The 24003-nt window shown below is 44.3% G+C and carries 23 protein-coding genes and 1 pseudogene; 13 read left to right on the top strand and 11 right to left on the bottom strand.

The window, feature by feature from the left end:
- Positions 1-5 precede the first annotated feature (5 nt).
- A complete protein-coding gene (gene fadB / locus CXF86_RS06780; protein ID WP_102038653.1) occupies positions 6-2159 on the bottom strand; it encodes a fatty acid oxidation complex subunit alpha FadB in 2154 nt (717 codons plus the stop codon).
- A gap of 895 nt (positions 2160-3054) precedes the next feature.
- On the opposite strand from fadB, the gene pepQ reads away from it, so the two are divergent.
- The 4 genes from pepQ to hemG (CXF86_RS06760) all read left to right on the top strand — a co-directional run bounded on the left by pepQ (position 3055) and on the right by hemG (CXF86_RS06760) (position 7242).
- A complete protein-coding gene (gene pepQ / locus CXF86_RS06775) occupies positions 3055-4377 on the top strand; it encodes a Xaa-Pro dipeptidase (RefSeq protein ID WP_102038652.1) in 1323 nt (440 codons plus the stop codon).
- A gap of 57 nt (positions 4378-4434) precedes the next feature.
- Entirely contained in the window at positions 4435-5055 is a 621-nt protein-coding gene (locus tag CXF86_RS06770; protein WP_102038651.1) for a YigZ family protein, read from the top strand.
- 92 nt (positions 5056-5147) lie between these two features.
- Positions 5148-6605, top strand: coding sequence for a TrkH family potassium uptake protein (locus tag CXF86_RS06765; RefSeq protein ID WP_101089020.1), 1458 nt, complete (start codon positions 5148-5150; stop codon positions 6603-6605).
- A 109-nt stretch (positions 6606-6714) separates the two neighbouring features.
- On the top strand, positions 6715-7242 hold the full coding sequence (hemG, locus tag CXF86_RS06760) for a menaquinone-dependent protoporphyrinogen IX dehydrogenase (RefSeq protein WP_101089021.1): 528 nt from the start codon (positions 6715-6717) through the stop codon (positions 7240-7242).
- A gap of 76 nt (positions 7243-7318) precedes the next feature.
- On the opposite strand, the gene CXF86_RS06755 is transcribed toward hemG (CXF86_RS06760), so the two are convergent.
- Complete coding sequence (locus tag CXF86_RS06755) at positions 7319-7624, bottom strand: ArsR/SmtB family transcription factor (RefSeq protein WP_101089022.1); 306 nt, start codon at positions 7622-7624, stop codon at positions 7319-7321.
- Between the two features lie 199 nt (positions 7625-7823).
- Between CXF86_RS06755 and hemG (CXF86_RS06750) the strand changes: the two genes are divergently transcribed.
- Positions 7824-8366: a menaquinone-dependent protoporphyrinogen IX dehydrogenase gene (hemG, locus tag CXF86_RS06750; RefSeq protein ID WP_101089023.1), complete on the top strand. Its 543-nt coding sequence runs from the start codon at positions 7824-7826 to the stop codon at positions 8364-8366.
- Between the two features lie 85 nt (positions 8367-8451).
- Here hemG (CXF86_RS06750) and CXF86_RS06745 read toward each other — a convergent pair whose 3' ends face one another.
- From CXF86_RS06745 to def, 5 genes are read right to left on the bottom strand one after another with little or no spacing between them, the layout of a single operon-like run.
- A complete protein-coding gene (locus CXF86_RS06745; protein WP_101089024.1) occupies positions 8452-9894 on the bottom strand; it encodes a TrkH family potassium uptake protein in 1443 nt (480 codons plus the stop codon).
- A 28-nt stretch (positions 9895-9922) separates the two neighbouring features.
- Positions 9923-11332: a Trk system potassium transporter TrkA gene (trkA, locus tag CXF86_RS06740; protein ID WP_101089025.1), complete on the bottom strand. Its 1410-nt coding sequence runs from the start codon at positions 11330-11332 to the stop codon at positions 9923-9925.
- A gap of 7 nt (positions 11333-11339) precedes the next feature.
- Positions 11340-12620, bottom strand: coding sequence for a 16S rRNA (cytosine(967)-C(5))-methyltransferase RsmB (rsmB, locus tag CXF86_RS06735; protein ID WP_101089037.1), 1281 nt, complete (start codon positions 12618-12620; stop codon positions 11340-11342).
- A gap of 5 nt (positions 12621-12625) precedes the next feature.
- Positions 12626-13591 (bottom strand): methionyl-tRNA formyltransferase, encoded by a 966-nt coding sequence (fmt, locus tag CXF86_RS06730; RefSeq protein ID WP_101089038.1) that lies wholly within the window; start codon positions 13589-13591, stop codon positions 12626-12628.
- A 4-nt stretch (positions 13592-13595) separates the two neighbouring features.
- Entirely contained in the window at positions 13596-14108 is a 513-nt protein-coding gene (gene def / locus CXF86_RS06725) for a peptide deformylase (RefSeq protein WP_101089026.1), read from the bottom strand.
- Between the two features lie 135 nt (positions 14109-14243).
- Between def and CXF86_RS06720 the strand changes: the two genes are divergently transcribed.
- The 3 genes from CXF86_RS06720 to CXF86_RS06710 all read left to right on the top strand — a co-directional run bounded on the left by CXF86_RS06720 (position 14244) and on the right by CXF86_RS06710 (position 16985).
- On the top strand, positions 14244-15344 hold the full coding sequence (locus tag CXF86_RS06720; protein ID WP_101089027.1) for a LysM peptidoglycan-binding domain-containing protein: 1101 nt from the start codon (positions 14244-14246) through the stop codon (positions 15342-15344).
- A gap of 145 nt (positions 15345-15489) precedes the next feature.
- On the top strand, positions 15490-16509 hold the full coding sequence (dprA, locus tag CXF86_RS06715) for a DNA-processing protein DprA (protein WP_101089028.1): 1020 nt from the start codon (positions 15490-15492) through the stop codon (positions 16507-16509).
- Positions 16510-16511: 2 nt separating this feature from the next.
- Positions 16512-16985, top strand: a complete 474-nt coding sequence (locus CXF86_RS06710; RefSeq protein WP_101089029.1) for a DUF494 family protein — start codon at positions 16512-16514, stop codon at positions 16983-16985.
- A gap of 68 nt (positions 16986-17053) precedes the next feature.
- Here CXF86_RS06710 and CXF86_RS06705 read toward each other — a convergent pair whose 3' ends face one another.
- Positions 17054-18835, bottom strand: coding sequence for a collagenase (locus CXF86_RS06705; RefSeq protein ID WP_102038650.1), 1782 nt, complete (start codon positions 18833-18835; stop codon positions 17054-17056).
- Between the two features lie 123 nt (positions 18836-18958).
- Here CXF86_RS06705 and CXF86_RS06700 point away from each other — a divergent pair, with 123 nt between their 5' ends.
- The 3 genes from CXF86_RS06700 to hemF all read left to right on the top strand — a co-directional run bounded on the left by CXF86_RS06700 (position 18959) and on the right by hemF (position 21105).
- Positions 18959-19522 carry a DNA topoisomerase family protein gene (locus tag CXF86_RS06700; protein WP_102038649.1) on the top strand — a complete coding sequence of 188 codons (564 nt, stop codon included), beginning with the start codon at positions 18959-18961 and terminating at the stop codon, positions 19520-19522.
- Between the two features lie 92 nt (positions 19523-19614).
- Complete coding sequence (locus CXF86_RS06695) at positions 19615-20178, top strand: L-threonylcarbamoyladenylate synthase type 1 TsaC (RefSeq protein ID WP_101089032.1); 564 nt, start codon at positions 19615-19617, stop codon at positions 20176-20178.
- 12 nt (positions 20179-20190) lie between these two features.
- Positions 20191-21105 (top strand): oxygen-dependent coproporphyrinogen oxidase, encoded by a 915-nt coding sequence (gene hemF / locus CXF86_RS06690; RefSeq protein WP_102038648.1) that lies wholly within the window; start codon positions 20191-20193, stop codon positions 21103-21105.
- A gap of 52 nt (positions 21106-21157) precedes the next feature.
- On the opposite strand, the pseudogene CXF86_RS06685 reads toward hemF, so the two are convergent.
- Together CXF86_RS06685 and CXF86_RS06680 are read right to left on the bottom strand one after the other, a co-directional pair.
- Positions 21158-21409: pseudogene (locus tag CXF86_RS06685) on the bottom strand (globin); the annotation flags it as partial.
- Between the two features lie 212 nt (positions 21410-21621).
- Entirely contained in the window at positions 21622-21858 is a 237-nt protein-coding gene (locus tag CXF86_RS06680; RefSeq protein WP_102038647.1) for a globin domain-containing protein, read from the bottom strand.
- Positions 21859-21998: 140 nt separating this feature from the next.
- Here CXF86_RS06680 and aroE point away from each other — a divergent pair, with 140 nt between their 5' ends.
- Together aroE and CXF86_RS06670 are read left to right on the top strand one after the other, a co-directional pair.
- Positions 21999-22814, top strand: a complete 816-nt coding sequence (aroE, locus tag CXF86_RS06675; RefSeq protein WP_102038646.1) for a shikimate dehydrogenase — start codon at positions 21999-22001, stop codon at positions 22812-22814.
- 10 nt (positions 22815-22824) lie between these two features.
- A complete protein-coding gene (locus tag CXF86_RS06670) occupies positions 22825-23103 on the top strand; it encodes a DUF1488 family protein (RefSeq protein ID WP_102038645.1) in 279 nt (92 codons plus the stop codon).
- A 9-nt stretch (positions 23104-23112) separates the two neighbouring features.
- On the opposite strand, the gene CXF86_RS06665 is transcribed toward CXF86_RS06670, so the two are convergent.
- Positions 23113-23670 carry a gamma carbonic anhydrase family protein gene (locus CXF86_RS06665; RefSeq protein WP_101089036.1) on the bottom strand — a complete coding sequence of 186 codons (558 nt, stop codon included), beginning with the start codon at positions 23668-23670 and terminating at the stop codon, positions 23113-23115.
- Positions 23671-24003 lie beyond the last annotated feature (333 nt).

The raw sequence follows: 24003 nt of genomic DNA, 5'->3' as shown, positions 1-24003 counted from the left end.
GCTGCTTAAGCCTGCTGGTAGTAGCTGCCATTGTTGGCGGCGAGTTCACGCATAGTGTCGGTTACTTGATATAGGCCACCTAGGTGAGCATATTTGTCAGCGAGAGCGACAAAGTTAGCGACACCCATAGTATCTAGGTAACGGAATACACCGCCTCTAAATGGTGGGAAACCAAGGCCATAAACTAAGCCCATATCCGCTTCAGCAGGCGAAGCGATAATACCTTCTTCAAGACAGCGTACTGTCTCGATAATCATTGGGATCATTGTACGAGCGATGATCTCATCTGACTCAAATGCTTTCTTCTCACCAAACTCAGCTTGCAGTAACGCATAGCTCGTTGGGTCTAAATCTTTCTTTGGCTTACCGCGACGGTCAACTGAATATTGGTAGAAGCCTTTGTTGTTCTTCTGACCAAAACGCTGGGCTTCAAACATAACGTCAATGGCATCTTTACCTGTTTTACCCATACGCTCTGGGAAACCTTCCGCCATAACGGCTTGAGCATGGTGACCCGTATCAAGGCCAACAACATCAAGTAAGTATGCAGGACCCATAGGCCAGCCAAACTGCTTCTCCATCACTTTATCGATAGCCGCAAAGTCTGCGCCATCAGCGAGTAGGCCACTGAAGCCTGCAAAATATGGAAACAATACACGGTTAACGAAGAAACCAGGGCAGTCGTTAACAACGATAGGGGTTTTACCCATCTTGCTGGCGTAAGCAACAACGGAAGCAATCGTTTCTTCAGAGCTGTTTTCGCCGCGAATAATTTCTACTAAAGGCATTTTGTGCACTGGGTTAAAGAAGTGCATCCCACAGAAGCGCTCAGGCTTTTTAAGGCTCTTAGCAAGTAGGTTGATTGAGATAGTCGAGGTATTTGAAGTGATGATCGTATCTTCACTAACATGCTGCTCAACTTCTGCTAGCACCATCGATTTAACTTTTGGATGCTCAACAACGGCTTCAACAATAATATCAACCGCTTTAACGGGAGCGTAATCCAGCGTTGGGGTGATGTTATTGAGTACCACTGCCATTTTAGCAGGGGTAGAACGACCACGTTTAACTTGTGCGGTTAGCAGTTTAGATGCTTCGTTAAGGCCTAAATCTAGCGCAGGTTGCGCAATATCTTTCATCACAATTGGGGTGCCTTTACTTGCACTCTGGTAAGCAATACCCCCGCCCATGATCCCAGCCCCTAATACTGCGGCTGAATTAACTTTCTTAGCAAGTTTGCCTGCTTTCTTGGCTTTACCTTTAACCAACTGGTCGTTTAGGAAAATACCAATCAGTGCTTGAGCTACTTCGGTTTTAGCCAGTTTCACGAAGGCTTGATGTTCAATTTTTAGTGCCGCAGCGCGATCGCATTGTGCCGCTTGCTCGATAACACTGACGACAGCCATTGGTGCTGGGTAGTGTTTTCCTGCAACTTTAAAGACCATGCCTTTAGCGGTTGCAAATGACATCATCGCTTCAAGTTTTGGCAGTGTTAGTGGCGCTAGCTTTCTAGCTCGGCGCGTCTGCCAATCGAGCTTTTCTGCGATGGCATCTTTCAACATTCTAAGTGCTGCACTTTGCAGCTTTTCTGGTGCGACAAGCGCATCGATAGCACCCATTTTTAATGCGGCGTCTGGTCGTTGATCTTTGCCTGACGTGATCCACTCAAGGGCATTGTCTGCGCCGACTACGCGAGGTAAGCGAACAGTGCCGCCAAAACCTGGAATGATGCCTAGCTTAGTTTCTGGTAGACCAATGCGAGCGGTGGTGTCTGCAACACGGAAATCGGTGGCTAGAATGGTTTCACATCCAGCGCCGAGTGCAAATCCATTAATGGCTGAAATCGTCGGGAAAGGCAGATCTTCCAATTTGTTGAAAACAACATTAGCTTCTTCCAACCAAGACAGTAGTACTGAATCTTCTTCAGCAAAAAGCCCCAAGAATTCAGTAATGTCAGCACCAACAATAAATGCAGATTTTGCTGACGTTAGCATTAAACCTTTGATATTGTTATTTTGCTTAATGCTGTCGAGCGCAGCATTTAAAGAGTCGATGGTTTCTCTATCGAACTTATTGACCGAACCTTGTGCGTTAAAACACAAATGAGCGATATTGTCCTCAAGTAACTCAACCTCAATTGTAGGGCTTTGGTAGATCATTGCTTGCTTCCTTATAGCTTAAGTTAAATATCCACTCTTACTTTTGTGAGTAAATATAACTCTCTTCTTCACAGCAGCTTCGGCCATCATTTGACCAGTTGTTGCTCAGTGTGCGACTAATCACATTAAATTACAACACCCAATTTAAACGACCGTTTTGTTTTTGCTTGTGCGTTACCATTAATGGTTTTATATCAGTGGTTTAATGTGATTGTTTTGTGTGTGCCTCTTGTTTTAACCTAAAACTATAGTGTTAAAATAGGCATTAAATGTTTGAAGTGCTAAATTTTTATATTAAATAAACCAGGGTGTACGCTTTCTCATTTGTAAATCACTCTGGTTAGAGCTGCTGTGATTAAAGCGCGACTTTTTTGTTATCAGCGCAACAACTTTACGTGGTTTTTGGTGGAGGCATCCGCTGATAGTTAAGCCAAAAAATAAGATTTAGAGGGGATTGCTGAATATGTATTTAATGCTCAGGGCGATAGTGCTAAATCCAAGCGCAGAATGACCTGTTTATAGGCAATAGACTTCATTGAAAACGCAGCTCAGGTAAGAGTGCTATACCGCTATGATTTGGAATATGCCAGTCAATACGCTGAACTGCCAATATCGATTGAGTGATTTGCGGATTAAAGTCAAATGATGGGCGTGCTGCCTGTAAATCTGGATGTTTGACGCTTATATGCATTAAAAGTGAGGAGTTTGCTAAGTTTAGCCTTCACTACGCCTTTTAATGCCGGATGAATATTATCCCTTTACCTATGCCTTTATACATCTCTGTAAACATGCTTTTTTAGGGGCAGTCCTACTGCGACAAATCTAGAGTTTTACCGACCTTGTGATAGACTGAGCCAACGTCGATACCAGACTATATAACAATAAGGTAACCCTCATGGAACAGTTAGCGCATCTTTATCGTGACCATATTAGCGAGTTAAATCGCCGCGTGGCTGATATCACTTCACGTGAAAACTTGTCAGGTCTAGTGATCCACTCTGGCCAACTACATCGACAGTTTTTAGATGACATGGACTATCCGTTTAAGGTTAATCCTCATTTTAAAGCTTGGTTACCGGTGACGGATAATCCCAACTCTTGGTTAGTGGTTAATGGTCGAGATAAGCCTACTCTCATTTTTTATCGTCCTGTTGATTTCTGGCATAAGGTTGCAGATAAACCAACGGACTTTTGGGCTGAGCATGTCGATATTAAATACCTTACCAAAGCCGATAAAGTCGCAGAGTTGTTGCCAAAAGATATCAATGATTGGGCCTATATTGGTGAGCATTTAGATGTTGCTGATGTACTTGGGTTTACAAGACGCAATCCAGATTCAGTCTTAAGTTATCTTAACTACCATAGAGCCAATAAAACGGCCTATGAGTTAGCTTGTATGAGAAAGGCTAACGACATCGCAGTCACCGGGCATCAAGCTGCAAAGACGGCTTTTTACAATGGCGGCAGCGAATTTGAAATCCTGCAAGTCTACCTCAGCGCTATCGCGCAAGGTGAAAACCAAGTGCCATACGGTAGTATTGTGGCATTAAATGAAAATGCGGCGATATTGCATTACACCGCACTTGAACAAACAACACCGGCACATAGGCACTCATTTTTGATTGATGCAGGGGCTAATTTTCATGGTTATGCGTCAGATATCACTCGAACTTACGCATTTGAAAAAAATATTTTCGATGATCTGATCACCGCGATAGACACCATGCAGCAGCAGATCATTACCATGATGAAACCCGGGGTTAATTACGCCGATTTACACGTTGCGACGCATTATAAACTCGCGCAAATACTGATTGATTTTGATATCGTTTCAGGTGATATAAATGGTTTGGTTGAGCAAGGGATCACCAGTGTATTTTTCCCTCATGGGCTAGGGCATATGCTTGGTTTACAGGTTCATGATATGGGGGGATTCCTCGCCGATGAGAAAGGCACCCATATTGCTTCCCCTGATGCGCACCCATTTTTGCGTTGTACTCGCACTTTAGCTGAAAACCAAGTGTTAACGATTGAGCCCGGTGTTTATATTATCGACTCTTTGTTGAATGAGTTGAAGCAAGATAAGCGTCAGCAACAGATAAACTGGGACACGGTTGATATATTGCGTCCTTTTGGCGGGATACGTATTGAAGATAACGTGATCGTACATAGCGACCGTACTGAAAATATGACACGAAACTTTGGGCTTAATCGGTAACGTTATGCGTTGTCCTAGTCCAATATTAATCCTAAGAACTTCAATGAGTCGTTTATTTTGAGTGAGAGTTATCTTATCCCTGCTGCCGAATTATTGATTGAGGAAGAGATAAAACATAGCCGATTTATCTCCTGCGTATTTCATTGCGGTTCAGCTGTAGAGTTTAAACGTGAACTCTCTCAATTAAAAATTAAGTATCCAGGGGCAAACCATTATTGTTATGCGTTTGTGGCAGGAGCACCGTCTGACAGCATCAATATTGGTTCTAGCGATGACGGTGAGCCGTCAGGGAGTGCGGGGCGTCCTATGCTGGCTTCGCTACAAGGTGCCAATATTGGTGAGATCGGTGCTGTTGTTATCCGTTATTTTGGCGGTACTAAACTCGGTGTCGGTGGACTTGTGCGCGCGTATAGCTTGGGGCTTAAAAAAGGGCTACCTTTACTAGAGACTCAGCTAAAACAGATCCGTTACCCAGGTCAACTGGTGTGTGGATACCATCAGTTGAAAGATGTTGAACATCTTTTTTCACAGCTTGATGTCGTTATTGAAGATAAAGTCTTTAGTGACACCATCAGTATTCAATTTGCGATCCCCAAGTGCTTTAAAAAGGACTTGAACCAAGAATTGGCAACCATGAGTCAAGGGCAGTTGATTGCGGTATTTAAGTCAACTGAATAGGATGACTGTTACTGGAAGTGAATCGGTTGTGAACAAAACCACTAAGTATGCGAAAATGCGTTTGAGCAAAAATGTGCTAGTAATGGAATCGAATGCAATATAGAACAATAATAAGAATAACAGGCCTATTAATGGGATTGTTTTCCTTGTCTTTACTTCCGCCAGCCCTTGTTGCTGTTATCTATAAAGATGGTGGCGGCATGGCGTTTATTCAGGCATTTGTTTTGTGTCTCATACTCGGGTTTACATTTTGGTATCCTAACCGCCATCATCGTAAAGATCTGCGTACCCGAGAGGGGTTTCTGTTAGTGGTGCTCTTCTGGGTGGTACTGGGCTCTATTGGTGCGGTGCCGTTTATTTTCTCAGGTCAACCCTCCCTTAGCCTTACCGATAGTTTTTTCGAATCCTTCTCAGCGTTAACCACAACGGGGGCTACCGTTATCGTCGGGTTAGACGCCCTCCCAAAAGCCATCCTTTTCTATCGACACTTACTGCAGTGGCTTGGTGGAATGGGGATTATTGTACTCGCCGTAGCCATTTTGCCTGTACTGGGTGTGGGGGGGATGCAGTTATATCGTGCCGAAACACCAGGGCCTGTTAAAGACAGTAAGATGACACCGAGAATTGCTGAAACAGCCAAGGCGCTTTGGTATATTTATTTTGCATTAACGGTAGCATGTGCAGTGGCCTATTGGGCTGCAGGTATGGATGTATTTGATGCAATATGTCACTCGTTTTCAACCATTGCGATAGGCGGTTTCTCAACCCATGACGCCAGCATAGGCTATTTTGATAGTCCCGCGATAAATATGGTCTGTGTCGTTTTTCTGTTAATCGCCGCCCTAAATTTTAGCCTGCATTTTGCTGCTTTTTCACGTCGAGGGATCAACCTCAAAGTCTATTTCAAAGATGCTGAATTTAAAGCGTTGATTGCCATTCAGTTGGCATTAACAACAGTCTGTTTCTTGACTCTGTATCATTCTGGCATTTATGACTCAGCTGAGGAAACACTTGATTACGCACTTTTTCAAGCGGTATCAGTGTCTACTACGGCAGGTTTTGGGACTGAAAGTTTTCATACTTGGCCGCTATTTTTACCGATTCTGTTGATTTTTTCGAGTTTCATTGGTGGCAGTGGCGGATCAACGGCAGGCGGTATTAAGGTGATGAGAATGATTTTATTGCTGCTGCAGGGGTCTCGTGAGCTTAAGCGATTGGTACATCCACGTGGCATGTTTTCCATTCGAATTGGTGGTAAAGCATTACCCGATCGGGTCATCGATGCAGTGTGGGGTTTTTTCTCTGCCTACGCCTTAGTCTTTGTGGTGTGCATGCTCATTTTAATGGCGATGGAAATGGATGCCATTACCGCATTTAGTGCGACAGCGGCATGCTTAAATAACTTGGGTCCAGGCTTAGGTGAGGTTGCCAGTAACTATGCCAGCATTGGTGATGGCGCAAAATGGGTACTGCTGTTTGCCATGTTATTTGGTCGCTTAGAGGTCTTTACGTTATTGATCTTGTTTACACCGACATTTTGGAAAAACTAAAAAAAGTACAGCACGACGTTCGCGACTAAGCTAGCTTTAATCATTGAGTTTTATATTAATCAGTCGTGGCCCTTTGCCATAATTTGAATCAGAAAATAGCAGGACGTTAATGAGTAATACACTAGTTATCTATTCGACCGTTGATGGTCAAACCAAAGCAATTTGTGAGCAGGTTAGGAAAATAAATCAAGAACTTGGCGCGACGGTAACGCTGGCATCATTAGATGAAGCGGAAAGCTTAGGTTTGGCTCAATTTGACAAAATATTAGTTGCCGCGAGTATTCGGTATGGCAAACATCGACCAGAGTTGTACCAATTTATAAATCGCCACCATGCGGTATTAGATGCGAAGAAAAATGCCTTTTTTACGGTTAATGTGGTGGCGAGAAAACCTGAGAAAAATACCCCTGAAACTAATCCTTACGTGAAAAAGTTTTTAGCGCTTTCATTGTGGCAACCGCAGCAACTAGCCGTGTTTGCTGGTAAAATTGACTACCCTAAATATCGACTCTTCGATAAGACCATGATCCGTTTTATTATGTGGATGACCAAAGGGCCGACGGATACCAGTGGTACGTTCGAATTTACTGATTGGAATAAAGTAGACGAGTTTGCCCGTGCTTTTGCCGAGCGCTAATTTTTACAGTGGTTTCAATTCTATAAGACATAAAAATGCCTGCTCACTCGCAGGCTTTTTTATGTCTAAAATAAGCTTAAGCACAATATTTACGATACAAAATTGAGATAACTTCGGTCACTTCTTTGTTCTTTAAGGTGTAAAAAACCACTTGAGAACTCTTGCGTGTAGCGACCAAGTCTTCAGAGCGTAATACAGCTAAGTGCTGTGATAATGCTGATTGGCTCAGTGGCACCGTTGCATTTAACTCGGTTACGCTTAACTCTTTGTCTAGCAGTAAGCACAAAATCATTAACCGGTATGGGTTGGCAATTGCTTTTAGCCATTTTGCAGCGCTTTCGGCATTAGTCACCATTGCACTTACATCAATTTCTTTTTGCATACGGTTACTCTCTTTTATCGCCTTTAATTAGTTAATTCTAATTGAGTTGTGATTATAAAACAATATACCTCTGCAACACAGGGATCTCAATTTTTGATGCTGATAATATGAGCTATACCTAATTTGTGATCTATTATCCTGTTAAATCGCTAATTTACTGTAACAATGAATTCAATATGGAATCTTCCGAGTTTGAATAATGAATAAATCAGTATTGGTCCTGTACTACTCTCGTGGCGGTCATACCGCTAGGATTAGCCGCGCGATTGCCGACCGTATCGTTAGTGAAGGGCATCAGTGCGATATGATGCACATTAATGAAGCTAAGGCTGAAGGGCTGGACTGGTCAAAGTATGACGTTGTTGCCCTTGGCGCGTGTGTGCTTTATGGCTCATATCATAAGTCGGTGTTTGAATTTGTCACTGAGCATCAGGCGCAGTTCACGGCAAAATCGGCCAGTTTTTTCAGTGTTAACGTGGTTGCGCGTAATCCTGAAAAACGTATTCCAGAAAACAATAAGTACCTACAAAAATTTATTGAGCTTTCACCTTGGAAGCCACTAGACGTTAAAGTGATTGCGGGTAAAGTCGATTACCCATCATGGCGCTGGTATGATCGTTGGATGATCCAATTTATTATGAAGATGACTAACGGTCCAACCGATCCAACATCGGTCATTGATTACACCGATTGGGAAGACGTTAATGTTTACGCCGACCATCTCATTAAGTTAGCCAAATAATCGAGTTTAAGGTTAATCGCTTGAGTGAAATGAAAGCCGCATTTGATGCGGCTTTTTAGTCTCTGAGTTTAATAGACTCAGAGTTTTAGTACTTCCAAAAGCTGGGGTGGAACAGCACTGCAACGGTTAAGATCTCCAACCGCCCGAGTAGCATCCCGATTGAAAGTGCCCATTTGGCGGTATCGGGCAGCGTAGAGAAATTACCTGCGGGGCCAATTGTCGCTCCAAGTCCTGGCCCAACGTTTGTGACGGCAGTAATCGCACCGGTAAAACTGGTGACTGGATCTAATCCCGTTAGCACTAATACGATAGATAAACCCACAATGACCATGGTAAAGAGCAGCATAAAGGTGACCAGCGAGCGCACAATATCATCTCTGATTATGCGGTTGTTATAGCGCTCTTTAAACACCCCATTCGGATGGAATTGTTGTTTGAGCTGCTCACGCATAATAACGCCAGCAATTTGGAAACGGAAAATCTTAATCCCACCGGATGTCGAGCCCGAACAACTGCCAACAAACATTAAGAACAGAAATACAATATTGGCCACGGCGCCCCAAGCGGAGTAATCCGTTAAGCCATACCCTGTAGTGGTCACTACGGAGACAACGTTAAAACTGGCTAGACGAAGGGCATCAATAGGATCGATTTCTCGGCTGCTCCATAACCAAAGCGCCAGTAATGAAGATACTAAAAATATAAACTTTAAAAAGCCTTTTACCTGCGCATCATTCCATACCTTTAGCGACTTCTGCTGCACCATATAGACAAACATTAGCAAAGGTAGACCACCAGCAAGCATAAAGGTAATGCCGACCCAGTGTGCTTGATTAGAGAACGCCGCCATTGAATTGTCAGATGTGGAATAGCCGCCAGTTGAAAGGGTTGTCATGGCGTGGTTGATGGCCTCAAACCAACTCATACCGCTGTTGTGATAAGCCAGAAAACACAGAAAAGTGAGTAGGGTGTAAACAATAAACAGGCTCATTGCCATATGTTGGGTGCGAGGAGTCGCTTTGTCGCCCCAATCGGAGGATTCTGTTCTAAATAGCCGCATACCGCCGACGTTGAGAAATGGCAGTACCGCGACGGCCATGACGATAAAGCCGATACCACCAAGCCATTGCAATAAGGAACGCCAAATCAGGATGCTATGATCCATGCTATCGAGCCCCGAAAGCACTGTTGAGCCGGTTGTGGTGATCCCTGACATGGTTTCAAAAAAGGCATCGGTGTAATTTATGCCGTGATATAGGGTAAAAGGTAGCGCGGCAAATAAGCTGACAATAAACCAGGTCAGGCTGGTGAGTAGAAACATATCTCTGATGTTGAGGTGCAGTGTTTGGGATTGACCTTGGCGCATGCAAAAGCTGGCCGCAGTACCTGCAACCAGAGATGAGATCATAAATGCACCGACGGTTTCTTCACCGTAATAAAGTGCAAACGCACCGGGGATTAACATAAACGCGGTTAGCGTTGATAGAAAAATCCCCAATATAAACAGCAGAGGCCTAAAGTTCAGCATAGTGTTGAATTAAGTTCCCTGAACAGCTTTAAAAGAAGAAGGCGCTAGGTTGGAATAGCTTTTCTACTTCACCAATAAACTTCTTGTTTACTAAGAATAGGATGACATGGTCACCTTGCTCAATAACTGTTTTGTCGTGTGCCATTAACACTTCATCATCTCTGACAATTGCGCCAATAGTCGTACCTGGTGGTAGCTTTATATCGCTGATTTTCTTACCGACAACTTTGGACGTATTTTTATCGCCATGGGCAATGGCTTCAATGGCTTCTGCAGCCCCACGTCGCAGTGAGTAAACATTACAAATATCACCTTGGCGGATATGGGTTAATAATGCAGAGATAGTGGCTTGCTGCGGGGAGATGGCGATATCAATATTGGCCTCTTGCACAATATCAACATAAGCTTCTCGCTGAATCAGCACCATGACTTTTTTAGCCCCCATGCGCTTAGCGAGCAATGCGGCCATAATATTGGCTTCATCATCGTTAGTGACCGCAATGAATACGTCAGTTTGGTCTATGTGCTCTTCAAGTAGCAATTCTTGATCTGAGGCATCGCCACAAAATACCGTGGTATTTTCTAACTTTTCTGATAGCTCTTCAGCGCGTTCTTGCTTATGTTCAATCAGTTTCACCGAGTGGTTACGTTGCAGTTGTTTCGCTAACCCAAGGCCAATATTACCGCCGCCGGCAATCATAATATTGCGATAAGAGTTATCGAGCTTTTGCATTTCACTCATAACTGCACGGATATGGCGACTATCGGCCACAAAGAAGACTTCGTCATCAGCTTCAATAATCGTGGTGCCACGCGGCATGATGGGTCGACCTTGCCTAAAAATAGCGGCAACCCGGGTATCAATATTAGGCATGTGCTCTCGTAGCGCAGCTAAAGCATTACCGACAAGTGGGCCACCATAATAGGCACGAACGGCAACAAGGCTTAATTTACCTTCAGCAAACTCAAGTACCTGCAGTGCGCCAGGATATTCAACTAAACGGCCAATATAAGCCGTGACCAGTTGTTCTGGGGCAATGAGCTCATCAATAATAAAACCGCCTCGTGGGCGATTTTCTGAGTGCTTAGTTTCGCTATCGATAAACAATTTATCGCGAAGGTTTAAATACTGCTCTGAACGGATCCGCGCAATTTTGGTTGGAGTACCAAACAGTGAATAAGCAATTTGGCACGCTGCCATATTACACTCATCACTGTTGGTGACCGCAATCAGCATGTCGGCGTCTTCGGCTCCAGCTTCTTTTAATACATCTGGGTGAGCACCATGGCCAACAATCACGCGTAAATCGTACTTATCTTGTAAGGTACGTAAGCGCTTTTTATCGGTGTCTACGATGGTGATATCGTTATTTTCACCGACTAAGTTTTCGGCCAATGTACCGCCAACTTGTCCTGCACCCAAAATGATAATTTTCATTGCCGTACTAATCCTTCACTAGGCGAGCGTAATAAAAGCCATCCATGTTTTCTTGTCCAGGAACAATTTGCCAACCCACATCACTCGGGTTTGGTTGTTGTTCGATTGGAACTAAAGTCGCGTCAGGTGTTCTTTGTAAGAAGGCACTGATCTGATCTTTGTTTTCCTGAGGCAAAATAGAACAGGTCGCATATAAGAGCGTGCCACCAGGTTTTAGCCACTTCCAGCAATGATCAACTATTTGTGATTGCAATGCTGCCAGCTCTTCGATGTCGTCGTTTTTTCTGAGCCATTTGATATCTGGATGACGTCGAATAACGCCCGTTGCAGAGCAAGGTGCATCTAATAATATGCGATCAAACTTATCACCTTGCCACCAGGAATCAATATCTGCAGCATCACCATGTATCAATTCTGCTTTCAATGATAGTCGGTCTAAGTTTTGTTGTACTCGTTCAAGTCTTTTGGCGTCATTATCAACCGCAACCAATTGAATGTTAGGAGCAAGCTCTAATAGATGACAGGTTTTACCGCCCGGTGCTGCGCAGGCATCGAGAACGAGCTCGTTACCCTGTGGTGCCAGTATCGTTGCCGCCCATTGTGCTGCCCCATCTTGTACCGAAGCCGAGCCTGTCTCAAAGCCAGGGAGCTGCATTACATCGCGTGGGCTTGCCAATAAAATCGCGTCACTGCTGCTGCCTGCTGAAGCTTCGACTTCAATATCGGCCAATGCACTTAAATAGGCATCACGCGTTTGTGATTGCTGATTGTTACGCAACCACATTGGCGGGCGCTGATGGCTTTGCTCAATAATCTCTTGCCAGTTTTCTGGATAAGCATCTTTAAGCCGCTTAATGATCCATGCGGGAGTATTATGCGCTAGCGTATCGTTATCGGTGGATAGTGGTTTTTCTTGGCGCTGGATGGTGCGCAATACCCCATTGACGACCTTAACCATACCCTCGAATTTTAACTGACGACATGCTTCTGCTGTTTCTGATATAGCGGCATGACTAGGTATGCGGGTGAAGTAAAGCTGATAACAGCCAACTAATAACAGTTGATGCACAATGCGTTGTTTGCCCTTAAGGGGCTTGCTCATGCAATCACTCACTTGCTTATCAATTTGTGGCAAGTGGCGCATTACGCCGTAGCAAAGTTCGGCCAACAGGGCCTTGTCTTTACCACTTTCAATATGTCGCTGTTGATCGGGTAGGGCGACTGAGAGTGATATCCCTTTTTCAAGGACCTGAAATACCACTTTTGCGGCAAGCGCTCTTAAATTCATTGCCATTAGGCTTGGTCGTCCATTTTATGAGTGAGTTGGGTGCCTGGTATAAACCAGTCTGCTCGAGAGTTAAGGATGTCGGCCACACTGAGTGGTTTTTTACCTGGAAGTTGCATACTGGTAATGGTTAATACGCCATCACCAGTAGCGATACTGATACCGGTTTTATCTGCTGAAATAATCGTGCCTGGCGCTGCAGTGGTGCTGCTGGCACTGACATGACTTTGCCACACTTTAATGGTGTTAGCTTCATGCTGATAGTGACTCACTGGCCACGGATTAAAGGCTCTGATTTCACGCCACAGTGCCAGTGCTGATTTTGACCAATCTAAGCGCGCTTCCTCTTTTGAAAGCTTGGCGGCATAATTTGCTAAGCTTTCATCTTGCTTTTCAGCGGGTAAGTTGTCTTCCGCTAGCGCGGCAAGTGCTCCAATAAGCGCGTCAGGACCTTGCAATGCTAATTTTTCATATAGAGTCGCAGAGGTATCTTCATCTTCAATGGTGAGCTTAGTTTTGAGTAGCATATCACCGGTATCTAAACCAACATCCATCTGCATAATCGTGATGCCAGTTTCGTTGTCTCCCGCCCACAAAGCGCGTTGAATTGGCGCAGCGCCTCGCCAGCGAGGCAATATCGAACCATGCACGTTAATACAACCTAGGTGTGGAGTATCGAGTACCACTTTAGGTAAAATCAAACCGTAGGCAACAACGACCATGATATCTGCATTGAGGGCGGTAAGCTCTTGTTGCGCTGCTTCATCACGTAAAGATTTGGGTTGTAGCACTGGAATGTCATTTTCGAGTGCCAACGCCTTTACTGGACTCGATTGCAGTTTCTTACCTCGGCCGGCAGGGCGGTCGGGTTGAGTATATACAGCGACAACATTATGCTGCGATTCGATTAGTGCTTGAAGGTGACGAGCGGCAAAGTCAGGCGTGCCCGCAAAAATGACATTTAATGGTTTCAAAAATTTATCCTTGTTTTGCATCTAATCGAGCTGCTTTTTCTAGCTTTTGCTTAATACGTTGACGTTTTAATGGTGATAAGTAGTCAACAAACAGCTTTCCTGCCAAATGGTCGAGTTCATGTTGCAAGCAAATCGCAAACAAGCCTTCTGCTTCTAACGTAAACTCATTACCGTCACGGTCAAGCGCTTTGATGGTGACAAACTCTGCCCGATCCACTTCGGCATATATCCCTGGAACAGACAGACAGCCTTCTTCATTACGAAAATCACCACTTTTGGCGGTAATCTCTAAATTAATGAACACTTTTGGCCGCTCGACCTCATCTTGTAAGTCTAATACGATGAGTTGCTGATGAAAATCAACTTGGGTGGCTGCTAGGCCAATGCCCTTTTCTTCGTACATGGTTTCAAGCATATCGTCGATTTGCGTCTGCAGTGCAGCGCTAAACTCAGTGATTGGCTGGGCAATCGTGCGTAATCTTTCATCTGGAAAACGTAACACTTTTAGTAAACTCATACCTAAACTCTTAACAGGTCTGTCAAATCTAAGTCAGTTGGTTATACTGGCTTTGGCTAATGACTCAATTTTAGTCTTTAGCGGCATTCAATAACAGCAAAAGCTCTACTTATAATCTAATAAAGAGCAAATAGCATGGATACCCTGATGAAACGGTTACTATTACTTGCCTCACTTATGCTTGGTTGTACGTTCGTATTCGCTGATACCTTGACACTTAAATCTGGACACCCTGAGTCCTATGTTGTCAAAAAAGGCGACACCCTTTGGGACATATCAACTTTTTTCCTAAAGGATCCTTGGCGATGGCCAACATTGTGGGGAGCGAACCCGCAAGTGGCGAACCCGCACTTAATTTATCCCGGTGATAAACTGACGTTGGTGTTTATTGATGGTGTGCCACGTTTGGTGGTTAAACCTCATTTAAGCAAGAGCCCTGCTGGGCGTATCTCGGCAAAGAACGGTGCCATCCCCGCGGTCGATTTGTCACTTATTCAACCTTATTTACTGCAAAACAGAGTTGTCGATGCAGAGTGGTTTGAAGCGCAGCCTATGATTATGGGCGGTGAAAGTCCGTCTAAATATCATGTGGTGTCAGATATTGTCTATGTTCAAGGTGAGCTGACCGTCGGTGATAAATTTGGCGTTTATGCGCAGGGCCGTGAGTTCTCTAATGCTGAGGGCGAGTCTCTTGGGTTAGAAGTGGTGTTGGCGGCCAGTGGTCGAGTGGTTGAATCCGGCGCTGTTTCTAAGGTTGAATTACTCAGTAGCTTACGCGAAACAAGAGCTGGCAACCGTATCTTACCGATTGAAGATGACTCGTTGATGTCAGCCTACTTTATGCCGAGAGCTGCGGAGTTAACCGCTGTTACGACCGTTTTGGCATCGGGTAAAGACATTCGAGCAATGGGTAAGCTAGATGTCGCCTACCTTGACCGAGGCTATATTGACGGTGTTGAAACTGGGCATGTGTTCTCTATTTTCAAAGAGGGTGATGTCGTCGTTATCGATGGTGATGGTATACCTGTACAGCCTAACGATCGTAATCGTTACGAGAAGATGTTAGCCAATGTCTCGGCGGATAATGCAGTACAAATGCCGGATCTATATCGTGGTAAGTTAATGGTCTTCAAAGTTTTCGAAAAGGTCAGCTTAGGAATTATCCTCAAAAATGAAAGGCCTGTCCGCATTGCGGATAAACTCACTATTCCCGATTCGCTGATAGCGGGTGAATAGTCTAGAGTTAGAGCTTATACCAGTGCAGCGATAGTGCTGCACTGACATTAGAGGCTAAGTTATTAATGACAAGCTGGTCGATTGGCTAGTTGTTTCTGCTGTATCCGGGTTAGGACCCGCTCGGATTAAACAATTAATAAACTACATGGATGTGGAAGAGCTAAGGCAAAGGTTAACCCATGAACCCGATGCATTACCTCTACCAGAGTCATTACTCAATGCTAATTTAACCCCCGATTACGCCTTAGTTGATACTGCACTTGAATGGCAACAACAAAGTGAGTTCAACCACTTATTGTGTTTGGCTGATCCTCTCTATCCGCCTTTGCTTAAACAGATTAGTGACCCGCCAACCGTCCTGTTCATCAAAGGTAATATCACCAGTTTAATACGCCCGGGTATTGCGATAGTTGGTAGTCGTAATGCCACGCCGGGGGGATTGAAAATGGCTTACTCGTTGTCTTCGCAGCTGGTGGATCAGCAGCTTTGCATTGTCAGTGGTATGGCGTTAGGGATCGATGGGGCTGCGCATCAGGCAGCTATTGATAACAGAGGCGTCAGCATTGCGGTTCTGGGCACAGGGGCTGAAGTTATTTATCCCAAAAGGCATCGGAGTATTTATCATGATATTCAGAATGATGGCTGCGTTATGACCGAATTTTGGCCGCAGGTGAAACCCTATTCTGGTAATTTCCCGAAACGAAACCGGATCATTAGCGGTCTAACTCTAGGAACCCTTGTTGTAGAAGCTAGCTTAAAAAGTGGTTCTTTAATTAGTGCTAGGTTAGCGAATGAGCAAGGGCGAGAAGTGTTTGCGATGCCGGGAAGTGTATTGAGTGGTCAGAGTGAAGGCTGTCATCAACTTCTTCGTGATGGGGCCAAATTAGTGGAGTCTGCTGGCGACATTTTAGAAGAAATCGCGGTTTTATCTGGCTACCACCTTGAAGAAGTGAAGGCCTGCCACCATATAGGGGGTGAGATAGTCTCTGATTTGCCATTTGCTTCGCTGTTAGCTAGTGTAGGTTATGAAACCACAACGATCGATAACGTGGTTGAGCATAGTGGAAAAGCCATAGAGCTAGTATTGGAGCAGTTGCTTGAGCTTGAATTACAAGGTTGGGTTACTGCTGTACCCGGTGGTTATGTAAGACTTAAGAGGAGCTAGCCATGTTTGATATCCTCATGTATCTATTTGAAAACTATGTGCATAGTGAAGCTGAGTTTTTAGTCGATGAAGACGAACTCACAAAAGAATTAACGCGTGCTGGCTTTCACCAGTCGGAGATAATTAAGGCTTTGACTTGGTTGGAAGGCCTAGCCGAGTTGCAAGAGGCGGGAACACCTTACCTTTGCAATCATGATCAACAATCTTTCCGTATTTATACCAAAGATGAGATAAATAAAATTGATGTGGAGAGCCGCGGCTTTCTGCTGTTTCTAGAGCAAATTAAAGTGCTCAGTGTCGAAACGCGTGAAATGGTTATCGATCGGGTGATGGAGCTCGACGAAACGACGTTAAATTTAGATGATCTAAAATGGGTTATCTTAATGGTGTTATTTAATGCGCCAGGCCATGAGTTGGCCTATGAACAGATGGAAGATCTCATCTTTGAGCAACCTGATGGTCGTCTACATTCATAAGTAAGCATCTGTTTGAGCATATAAAAAGGAGGCTAACGCCTCCTTTTTAGTATCATTATTAGCTAGCACTAAAAATGTAAGTGTTTGCTGTCTTGAGTTAAGTGCTCTGGCTGCAAGTAGTCACGATAAGCATAGCGGTTCTGTTTATGCAGTCTAGGCTTAGCTTTTTCTTCACTGTCATCGAATTGTTCGAATTGTTCGACTTGGGCTGCAAGCCAACCTGCAAACTCCTGCTGATGTTGAGTCAACTCGGCGAGTAGTGACTCATAACCTTCAAAGTAATCTGTTTTCAAGAACTGGCTCAGCTTCACGTAATCACTATGGTGATGCTCGGCAAGAAAACGCACCGCCATGTAACTCCATTTGTAGGTCATATCTACGCCATCTTTGTACTCAGTCGCGAATATATCTTCTAATGACGGGGCCTCTTCGATGTCGCGCTTGATGATTTTAAGCGTGGTTGGGTTTTGATCTCCCCGCGCAATGTATTCAGCTAAGCCTTCTGACCACCACACCATTTTGCTAGGGAAGTGTCCGAAACCGCCATACTTTACAAAGTGGCCATCTAAATAATGAACATATTCATGATTTAAGTTCCAAATCGCAAACTCAGGCTCTATCCACCATTGGCGATAGGCAAAGAAAGTCGCTTGGTTGCCCGGTTTGGACGGTTTTCCTTCGATATACATGCCGCCGTTATCGGTTTGAATGTCGAAGACTAACTGGCCATAGTAGTGATATTGGCTCCAGTTTTTGAATGCCACGACTCTTAATGCATCATTGTTATCGTTGGCTGTGGGCTGCTGCTGTGTTTCAAGCAGTTGATGAAAATGCGACTCTTGAGATGTGAGCTTAGTACAGCTGTCAGTTAGCTCTTGTTGGTTAAGATCTTGCGCTAAAATAAATAACGAGTCAGAGCAACGGTGCTCTATCGGCAGCGCTTCTTTAAGTTCTGGGATACGGCATATTTCGCTATTTTCTTGGCAACGCTCTTGGGCTGCAAAGGTATTAACATGATAGCCCTTGCTGTATGCATCTTTGGCGCTCTCTCCGCGTATAGCGACATCTTGCTTAGCAATATTTGCAACGGCCTCATCGACGGCTTTTTCAAGTGCAGTTGTTTCGCCATCCTCTGATGATGGTAATGATAGTCTATAGAGTGCTAACGCCCAATATGCATTGGTTCGCGGCCAGTCTTTATCTGCGCGAATACTTGCATCGCTGGCTGCAAATGAAACTAAAGGCTCATTGAGCTGTGCTGAGAGTAACGTGGCATTGAGTTCGCCATCAATCTCCTTGCGACTGACGTTAAACAAAAAACCATAGGCTTTTAATGTTTCAAGCAAAGCGTAGTCGTTTGACTGTAGGCTGGCAGTGCTTGCCAGTTGGGCTAGTTGAGTGTTTAGCTGCGGTAGTAATGGTGCGAGTTGCACTGCACGTTCATTGCTTGAGAAATAGCGATAAACCGTTACCGCATACTGCTCCTGCAAGCGAGCTTGGTTATTTAATTGACCTGAGCTTGCAAGTTGTTCAAGCGCAACAGATAACCCAGCATAGTCGGTCGCTTCTAGCTGTTCTATGGGACCATAATAACTAAATGCACGGAAGTAATAGAGTAGCTTATCAAGGCTATTAAATTCAGTTGTGGTTGCTAAAGCCGCGCTTGCTTGTTGGAAATGAGCAACGGTTAACAGTGGGCTTGAAGCATCAAAGAGTGTACTTTCTGAAGCTGTAGATATTTGTTGTACTAGTTCTGGCTGAAGTGGGGGATTGTTTGTGCTTGAACAGCCAGATATTGAGCCAGATAGCGCCGCTATGATAGTTAAAGCAATTTTATTTTTTGTATTCATCAATTAACCCTTTATTTTTTTGGATACAATATACCACCACTTTTTATCAAAACCTATTAGATGAATACAAAAGTTACGCTAATACTTGGTAGAATAGCGCTATATTGAAGAACTGAGATAATCATGGCTAAAATCGATAAGCAACTGTTTACAACACATGAACACGCATTAGAAAGAGAGTATGAACTCTGTCCTAAGTGTGGCAGTGAACTGTCAGTAAGACACAGTAAGCATGGTGGGTTTATCGGCTGTAATAACTATCCTAGTTGTGATTACACTCGGCCATTAGTGCAGCATGAGTCTATAGAAACTCAAGTGATTGAAGGCTCAAGCTGCCCCGAGTGCGGTAATGAGCTTGCCGTTAAGTCTGGTCGATTTGGTATTTTTATTGGTTGTACCAATTACCCTCAATGCAGTCACATCGAAAAACACGATCAAGCCGACGCAGAAGATGAAATTGATTGTCCAAAGTGTAAGTCGGGTCATGTTGAGCATAGAACCAGTCGATTTGGTAAATCATTCTATGCTTGCAGTGCTTATCCTAAATGTAAGTTTTTGGTGAACTATCCACCTAGAGCTGAAGCGTGTCCTGATTGTGGTTTTGGGATTTTAGTTGAGCGTAAAGGGGCGGCAGGAATGCGCTTAGAATGTCCCGAGAAAACGTGCAAATATAAACGGCCTGTCTAAATAATCATATTACCTTCCACTAATGTCGCTTTTGAGTAATCATAGTGACATTAAACAGTGCAGCTTATATTGAGTAAGGAACAGTGAGATAAATGTTAGAAGTATTGCCTGCTGAAGTGGCTGAGCTTATTGAACAAGGAGGCATCATCGCCTACCCAACGGAGGCCGTTTATGGTTTAGGTTGCGATCCCGACAATGATGAAGCTATTCATCAGTTGCTGCAAATAAAGCAGCGTCCTTGGCACAAAGGCTTGATACTCGTTGCGGGTGACTATCAACAACTCCTTCCCTATATTGATGAATCTCAGCTTAGTGTTGAGCAGCTAGCATTTGTTCACAGTAAATGGCCCGGCCCTTTTACCTTTATCATGCCAATCAAATCTGGGCTGTCTAAATTATTAAGCGGTACCTTTAATTCCATAGCCGTACGAGTTACCTCGCATATCGGTGTGAAAGGGCTATGCGCTGCAATCAATAAACCCATTGTTTCAACCAGTGCCAATTTATCAGGTCAAGAGCCCGCGTTATCACCTATAGCCGTTCGACAGCAGTTTGAGGGCATTATTGCTGGGTTAGTGGTTGGAGAGCTAGGAAGTCAGACTGCTCCTTCAACGATTATCGATGCCAAGAGCGGCAACATTATAAGAAAAGGTTAATCAAGGAAAAGTATGAGCACACCAGATTCTGCAATAGTAAAAGCTTTCTTACTCGATCTTCAAACTCGAATTTGTAATGGACTCCAAGCACTAGATGGTTCTGCACAATTTGTGGAGGACTCTTGGAAACGTGAAGAGGGCGGTGGCGGACAAAGTCGCGTATTGACCAATGGTGCGGTATTCGAGCAAGCGGGGGTTAACTTTTCTCATGTGACAGGTGCATCTATGCCTGCATCGGCAACCGCTCACCGTCCTGAACTCGCTGGGCGTAGCTTCGAGGCGATGGGGGTTTCGTTAGTTATTCATCCAAAGAACCCACATATACCAACAACTCATGCCAATGTACGCTTTTTTATCGCGCATAAAGAGGGCGCGGATCCGGTATGGTGGTTTGGTGGTGGTTTTGACTTGACCCCTTATTACCCTTACCTAGAAGATGTTGTGGAGTGGCACCAAAATGCCAAGTCTTTGTGTGAACCCTTCGGCGATGAGGCATATCCAAAATATAAGCAATGGTGTGATGAATACTTTTGGTTACCACATCGCAATGAAACCCGTGGTGTTGGCGGGTTATTCTTTGATGATCTCAATAAAGAGGGCTTTGATAAGAGTTTTGCCTTTATGCAAGCAGTAGGTAATGGCTTTATAACAGCTTACGCACCCATTGTTGAACGCCGTAAGGATACTGAGTATGGCGAACATGAACGCCAATTCCAACTGTATCGCCGTGGTCGTTATGTTGAGTTTAATTTGGTTTATGATCGTGGCACCTTGTTTGGATTACAGACCGGAGGCCGTACCGAGTCAATTTTGATGTCTATGCCACCACTGGTACGTTGGGAATATGCCTACACTCCAGAAGCCGGCAGCCCAGAAGCCGCGTTATACAGTGACTTCCTTAAGCCAAGAGAGTGGTTAAGTGCATAAACTGCAATGATTATATAGAAGGTGAAATCAGTCACGCATCGATAAAAGGGCGTTACTGGTTTCGCATATGATCCGCAAGTGTCGATATAGCAGCGTAAATGGCTTGTTGGTGTTGCTTATCTTCTATCTCTATTTCAATAGCCGTTTTCATACAAGCTAACCATTGCTCGCGCATGTTCTCGTCAATGTTGAACGGCATATGTCTTGCTTTTAAAGCGGGGTGGCCATGTTTCTGCTGATATAGCTGCGGTCCGCCTAACCAACCGCTTAGAAATTCAAATAACTTTTGTTCTGATTCATTAATACCAATTACCTTTAGTATTTAGTCAATTCAGAATCGCTCACGCTTTTCAATTCAAAGCGCATTGACGACAGAATGGTATTCCCTTGTGAGTCAATGCAAAGCAGAAGTGGAATGCATGGGCGCTTCCCGTAGGGTGGGTTTCAAAGCGCTGCATGCTGCGACGAAAACTCTCGATATAGAATCGCTATTAGCTTCACGTCTCCGACTTGCCTTCAGCACTTTGAATTCCCACTGAATGAACAGATACTGAATGCAATTGGTATCATTGGCGCTCTGTGAATATTCAGCAACTCTTTACTGGCTTGTTTAGACTGCATCTGCAAATAAAACTGATGAGCAACTGCGCGAATGGTTTTCTCGCCACCAATACGATCATAAGCATTCGATTGCTGCGGATCTTGCTCTTCTGTGGTCTCTTTTTTACTTACCAGGCGTTTTAACCAATTCATCTTTCATCTTCTATTACCCGTCATGCCGCCATTATAGCAATTATGCGCAGTGAAGATAACGGCGACAGAATAGATTGCTAGTCGCTCAATCCGCGGTAAACTAACCCTCACTAAGTTTAGCTAACAACAGAGTGTTGATCATGACGGATAGATACGCAGTATTTGGCAACCCTATTGGGCACAGTAAGTCACCGAAAATCCACGCCGTGTTTGCTGCTGAAACAGAACAGTCATTACGTTATGAAGCCATTTTGGCGCCAGTGGATGCATTTGAAGTTAGCTTTCGTACTTTTGTTGCCAACCAAGGCTTGGGGGCAAATGTTACCGTGCCTTTCAAAGAACAAGCGTTTGCACTGTGCGATGAATTAAGTGACCAAGCGCAGCTTGCTGGGGCAGTAAACACGCTATCAGTATTAAGCAATGGCACAATTCGTGGGGATAATACCGACGGGCTGGGCCTGGTTACCGATCTACAGCGACAATTCGGTAGCCTAAAAGGCTTAAATATTTTGCTGGTGGGTGCGGGAGGAGCGGCTAGAGGCTGTATATTGCCATTATTGCAGGCAGGTATCGCTAAGTTGACGATCGTTAATCGCACTCAATCTAAAGCTAAAGCATTGGTCGATATATTTGCTGAGTACGGTGATGTCGTCACATTACCTATCGGGCATACAGGGCAAAGCTACGATATTATTATCAATTCGACCTCATCTAGCTTAAGCGGTGATGTACCCAAGATCAGTCATCAAACAATAGCTGGTGACACTGTTTGCTACGATATGATGTATGGCAAAGAACAAACCGCCTTTAACGCTTGGGCACTAGCGCAAGGCGCCAAGCAAGCAGTTGATGGTTTAGGGATGCTGGTGGGACAAGCTGCGCAGAGTTTTTTGATTTGGCGTAAGGTTAAACCTGGCGTTGAAGCAGTTTTAACGCAGTTGAGAGCAGAGCTTTAATAGGAGCAAAATGAATCAAAGTATATTGTTTCCTGACTTACAAGATTGGGAACCACAAGCCCTGAGTGTTGTTTTCCCCGTTCAGGTGGAAGGCGTCAATATAGAGTGTCGAATAGGCTTAGCAAAGTTAGCTGAATTGTCTGCGACAGTACTGAGTGCCGATCAACATGATATCGCTAGCAAGGCATTGGCTATTTTTGACGAGTACCGATTTGATATTGAAGATGAGATTGAGCAACTCATCGAACAAGAGGCATTCGATGAGTTAGATGGGGTCAAACTTATATAGCTAGGTTCTTTATTCGCCTTCTTGCAAATATTCATTTTTAAGTCTGACATAGTTGTCAGCAGATTGAGGTAAGAAGGCAAGCTCAGCTTCGGTCAGTGCGCGGATCTGCTTAGCCGGGCTACCGACATAAAGATAACCACTTTTTAATACTTTATTGGGCGGCACTAAAGAACCCGCACCCAAAATCACATCATCTTCTAATATCGCACCATCAAGGATGATCGCCCCCATACCGACTAAAATACGATTACCCACTTTACAGCCATGCAGCATCGCTTTATGCCCAATCGTGACATCGTCACCAATAATTAACGGCTGACCCTCAGGTAATGAAGGAGACTTGCGAGTGACATGTAGTACAGTGCCATCCTGAATGTTTGTACGTTTGCCAATGCTAATATGGTTAACGTCACCTCTGGCAGCAACTAAAGGCCAAATACTCGAATCATCATCTAAGGTGATATCACCTACCAAAACACATGCTTCATCGACATAAACATCATTTTTAAGCTGTGGCACCGTTCCTTTGTATGAGCGTAGTGACTTGTTATTTTGCGAGCTAGTCATCTTAAAATCCTTAAAGTGGCTGTTTTAGGCATTATAAAGCCTAAAAAGTAGCTAGTCAGGGTGTTTTATCATCAAACAGCAACAATAGAACCTTTTTATTCAGAAAGCCTCTTGTGCTCCATCAGTATTCCCCTATAATGCGCATCCACTGACACGGCACAGCAGGCCAACTACTTAGGTAGTACGGGACTTGCAGCAGTGTTAGAGAGTTAAAAATCTTCGGAGATTTGATTCAGGTGACAAGCGCTTTAAGGGCTTCGGTTTTGATTTCTGATTAAGAAAGCATCACTCGAAAAACTTCTTAAAATAAGCCCTTGACGCCGCCACTGGAGG

Source organism: Shewanella sp. GutCb (assembly GCF_002836135.1).
In the GTDB taxonomy this organism is placed as follows: domain Bacteria; phylum Pseudomonadota; class Gammaproteobacteria; order Enterobacterales; family Shewanellaceae; genus Shewanella.
Note: the sequence above shows the minus strand (reverse complement) of the source record. Positions and strands in the feature narration are given on the sequence as shown.

What these genes read in the sequence shown, in the direction of transcription:
- fadB (WP_102038653.1), bottom strand. Translation starts at nt 2,159, where the DNA reads ATGATCTACCAAAGCCCTACAATTGAGGTTGAGTTACTTGAGGACAAT.
- pepQ (WP_102038652.1), top strand. Translation starts at nt 3,055, where the DNA reads ATGGAACAGTTAGCGCATCTTTATCGTGACCATATTAGCGAGTTAAAT.
- CXF86_RS06765 (WP_101089020.1), top strand. Translation starts at nt 5,148, where the DNA reads ATGCAATATAGAACAATAATAAGAATAACAGGCCTATTAATGGGATTG.
- hemG (WP_101089021.1), top strand. Translation starts at nt 6,715, where the DNA reads ATGAGTAATACACTAGTTATCTATTCGACCGTTGATGGTCAAACCAAA.
- CXF86_RS06755 (WP_101089022.1), bottom strand. Translation starts at nt 7,624, where the DNA reads ATGCAAAAAGAAATTGATGTAAGTGCAATGGTGACTAATGCCGAAAGC.
- hemG (WP_101089023.1), top strand. Translation starts at nt 7,824, where the DNA reads ATGAATAAATCAGTATTGGTCCTGTACTACTCTCGTGGCGGTCATACC.
- CXF86_RS06745 (WP_101089024.1), bottom strand. Translation starts at nt 9,894, where the DNA reads ATGCTGAACTTTAGGCCTCTGCTGTTTATATTGGGGATTTTTCTATCA.
- trkA (WP_101089025.1), bottom strand. Translation starts at nt 11,332, where the DNA reads ATGAAAATTATCATTTTGGGTGCAGGACAAGTTGGCGGTACATTGGCC.
- rsmB (WP_101089037.1), bottom strand. Translation starts at nt 12,620, where the DNA reads ATGAATTTAAGAGCGCTTGCCGCAAAAGTGGTATTTCAGGTCCTTGAA.
- def (WP_101089026.1), bottom strand. Translation starts at nt 14,108, where the DNA reads ATGAGTTTACTAAAAGTGTTACGTTTTCCAGATGAAAGATTACGCACG.
- CXF86_RS06720 (WP_101089027.1), top strand. Translation starts at nt 14,244, where the DNA reads ATGGATACCCTGATGAAACGGTTACTATTACTTGCCTCACTTATGCTT.
- dprA (WP_101089028.1), top strand. Translation starts at nt 15,490, where the DNA reads ATGGATGTGGAAGAGCTAAGGCAAAGGTTAACCCATGAACCCGATGCA.
- CXF86_RS06710 (WP_101089029.1), top strand. Translation starts at nt 16,512, where the DNA reads ATGTTTGATATCCTCATGTATCTATTTGAAAACTATGTGCATAGTGAA.
- CXF86_RS06705 (WP_102038650.1), bottom strand. Translation starts at nt 18,835, where the DNA reads ATGAATACAAAAAATAAAATTGCTTTAACTATCATAGCGGCGCTATCT.
- CXF86_RS06700 (WP_102038649.1), top strand. Translation starts at nt 18,959, where the DNA reads ATGGCTAAAATCGATAAGCAACTGTTTACAACACATGAACACGCATTA.
- CXF86_RS06695 (WP_101089032.1), top strand. Translation starts at nt 19,615, where the DNA reads ATGTTAGAAGTATTGCCTGCTGAAGTGGCTGAGCTTATTGAACAAGGA.
- hemF (WP_102038648.1), top strand. Translation starts at nt 20,191, where the DNA reads ATGAGCACACCAGATTCTGCAATAGTAAAAGCTTTCTTACTCGATCTT.
- CXF86_RS06680 (WP_102038647.1), bottom strand. Translation starts at nt 21,858, where the DNA reads ATGAATTGGTTAAAACGCCTGGTAAGTAAAAAAGAGACCACAGAAGAG.
- aroE (WP_102038646.1), top strand. Translation starts at nt 21,999, where the DNA reads ATGACGGATAGATACGCAGTATTTGGCAACCCTATTGGGCACAGTAAG.
- CXF86_RS06670 (WP_102038645.1), top strand. Translation starts at nt 22,825, where the DNA reads ATGAATCAAAGTATATTGTTTCCTGACTTACAAGATTGGGAACCACAA.
- CXF86_RS06665 (WP_101089036.1), bottom strand. Translation starts at nt 23,670, where the DNA reads ATGACTAGCTCGCAAAATAACAAGTCACTACGCTCATACAAAGGAACG.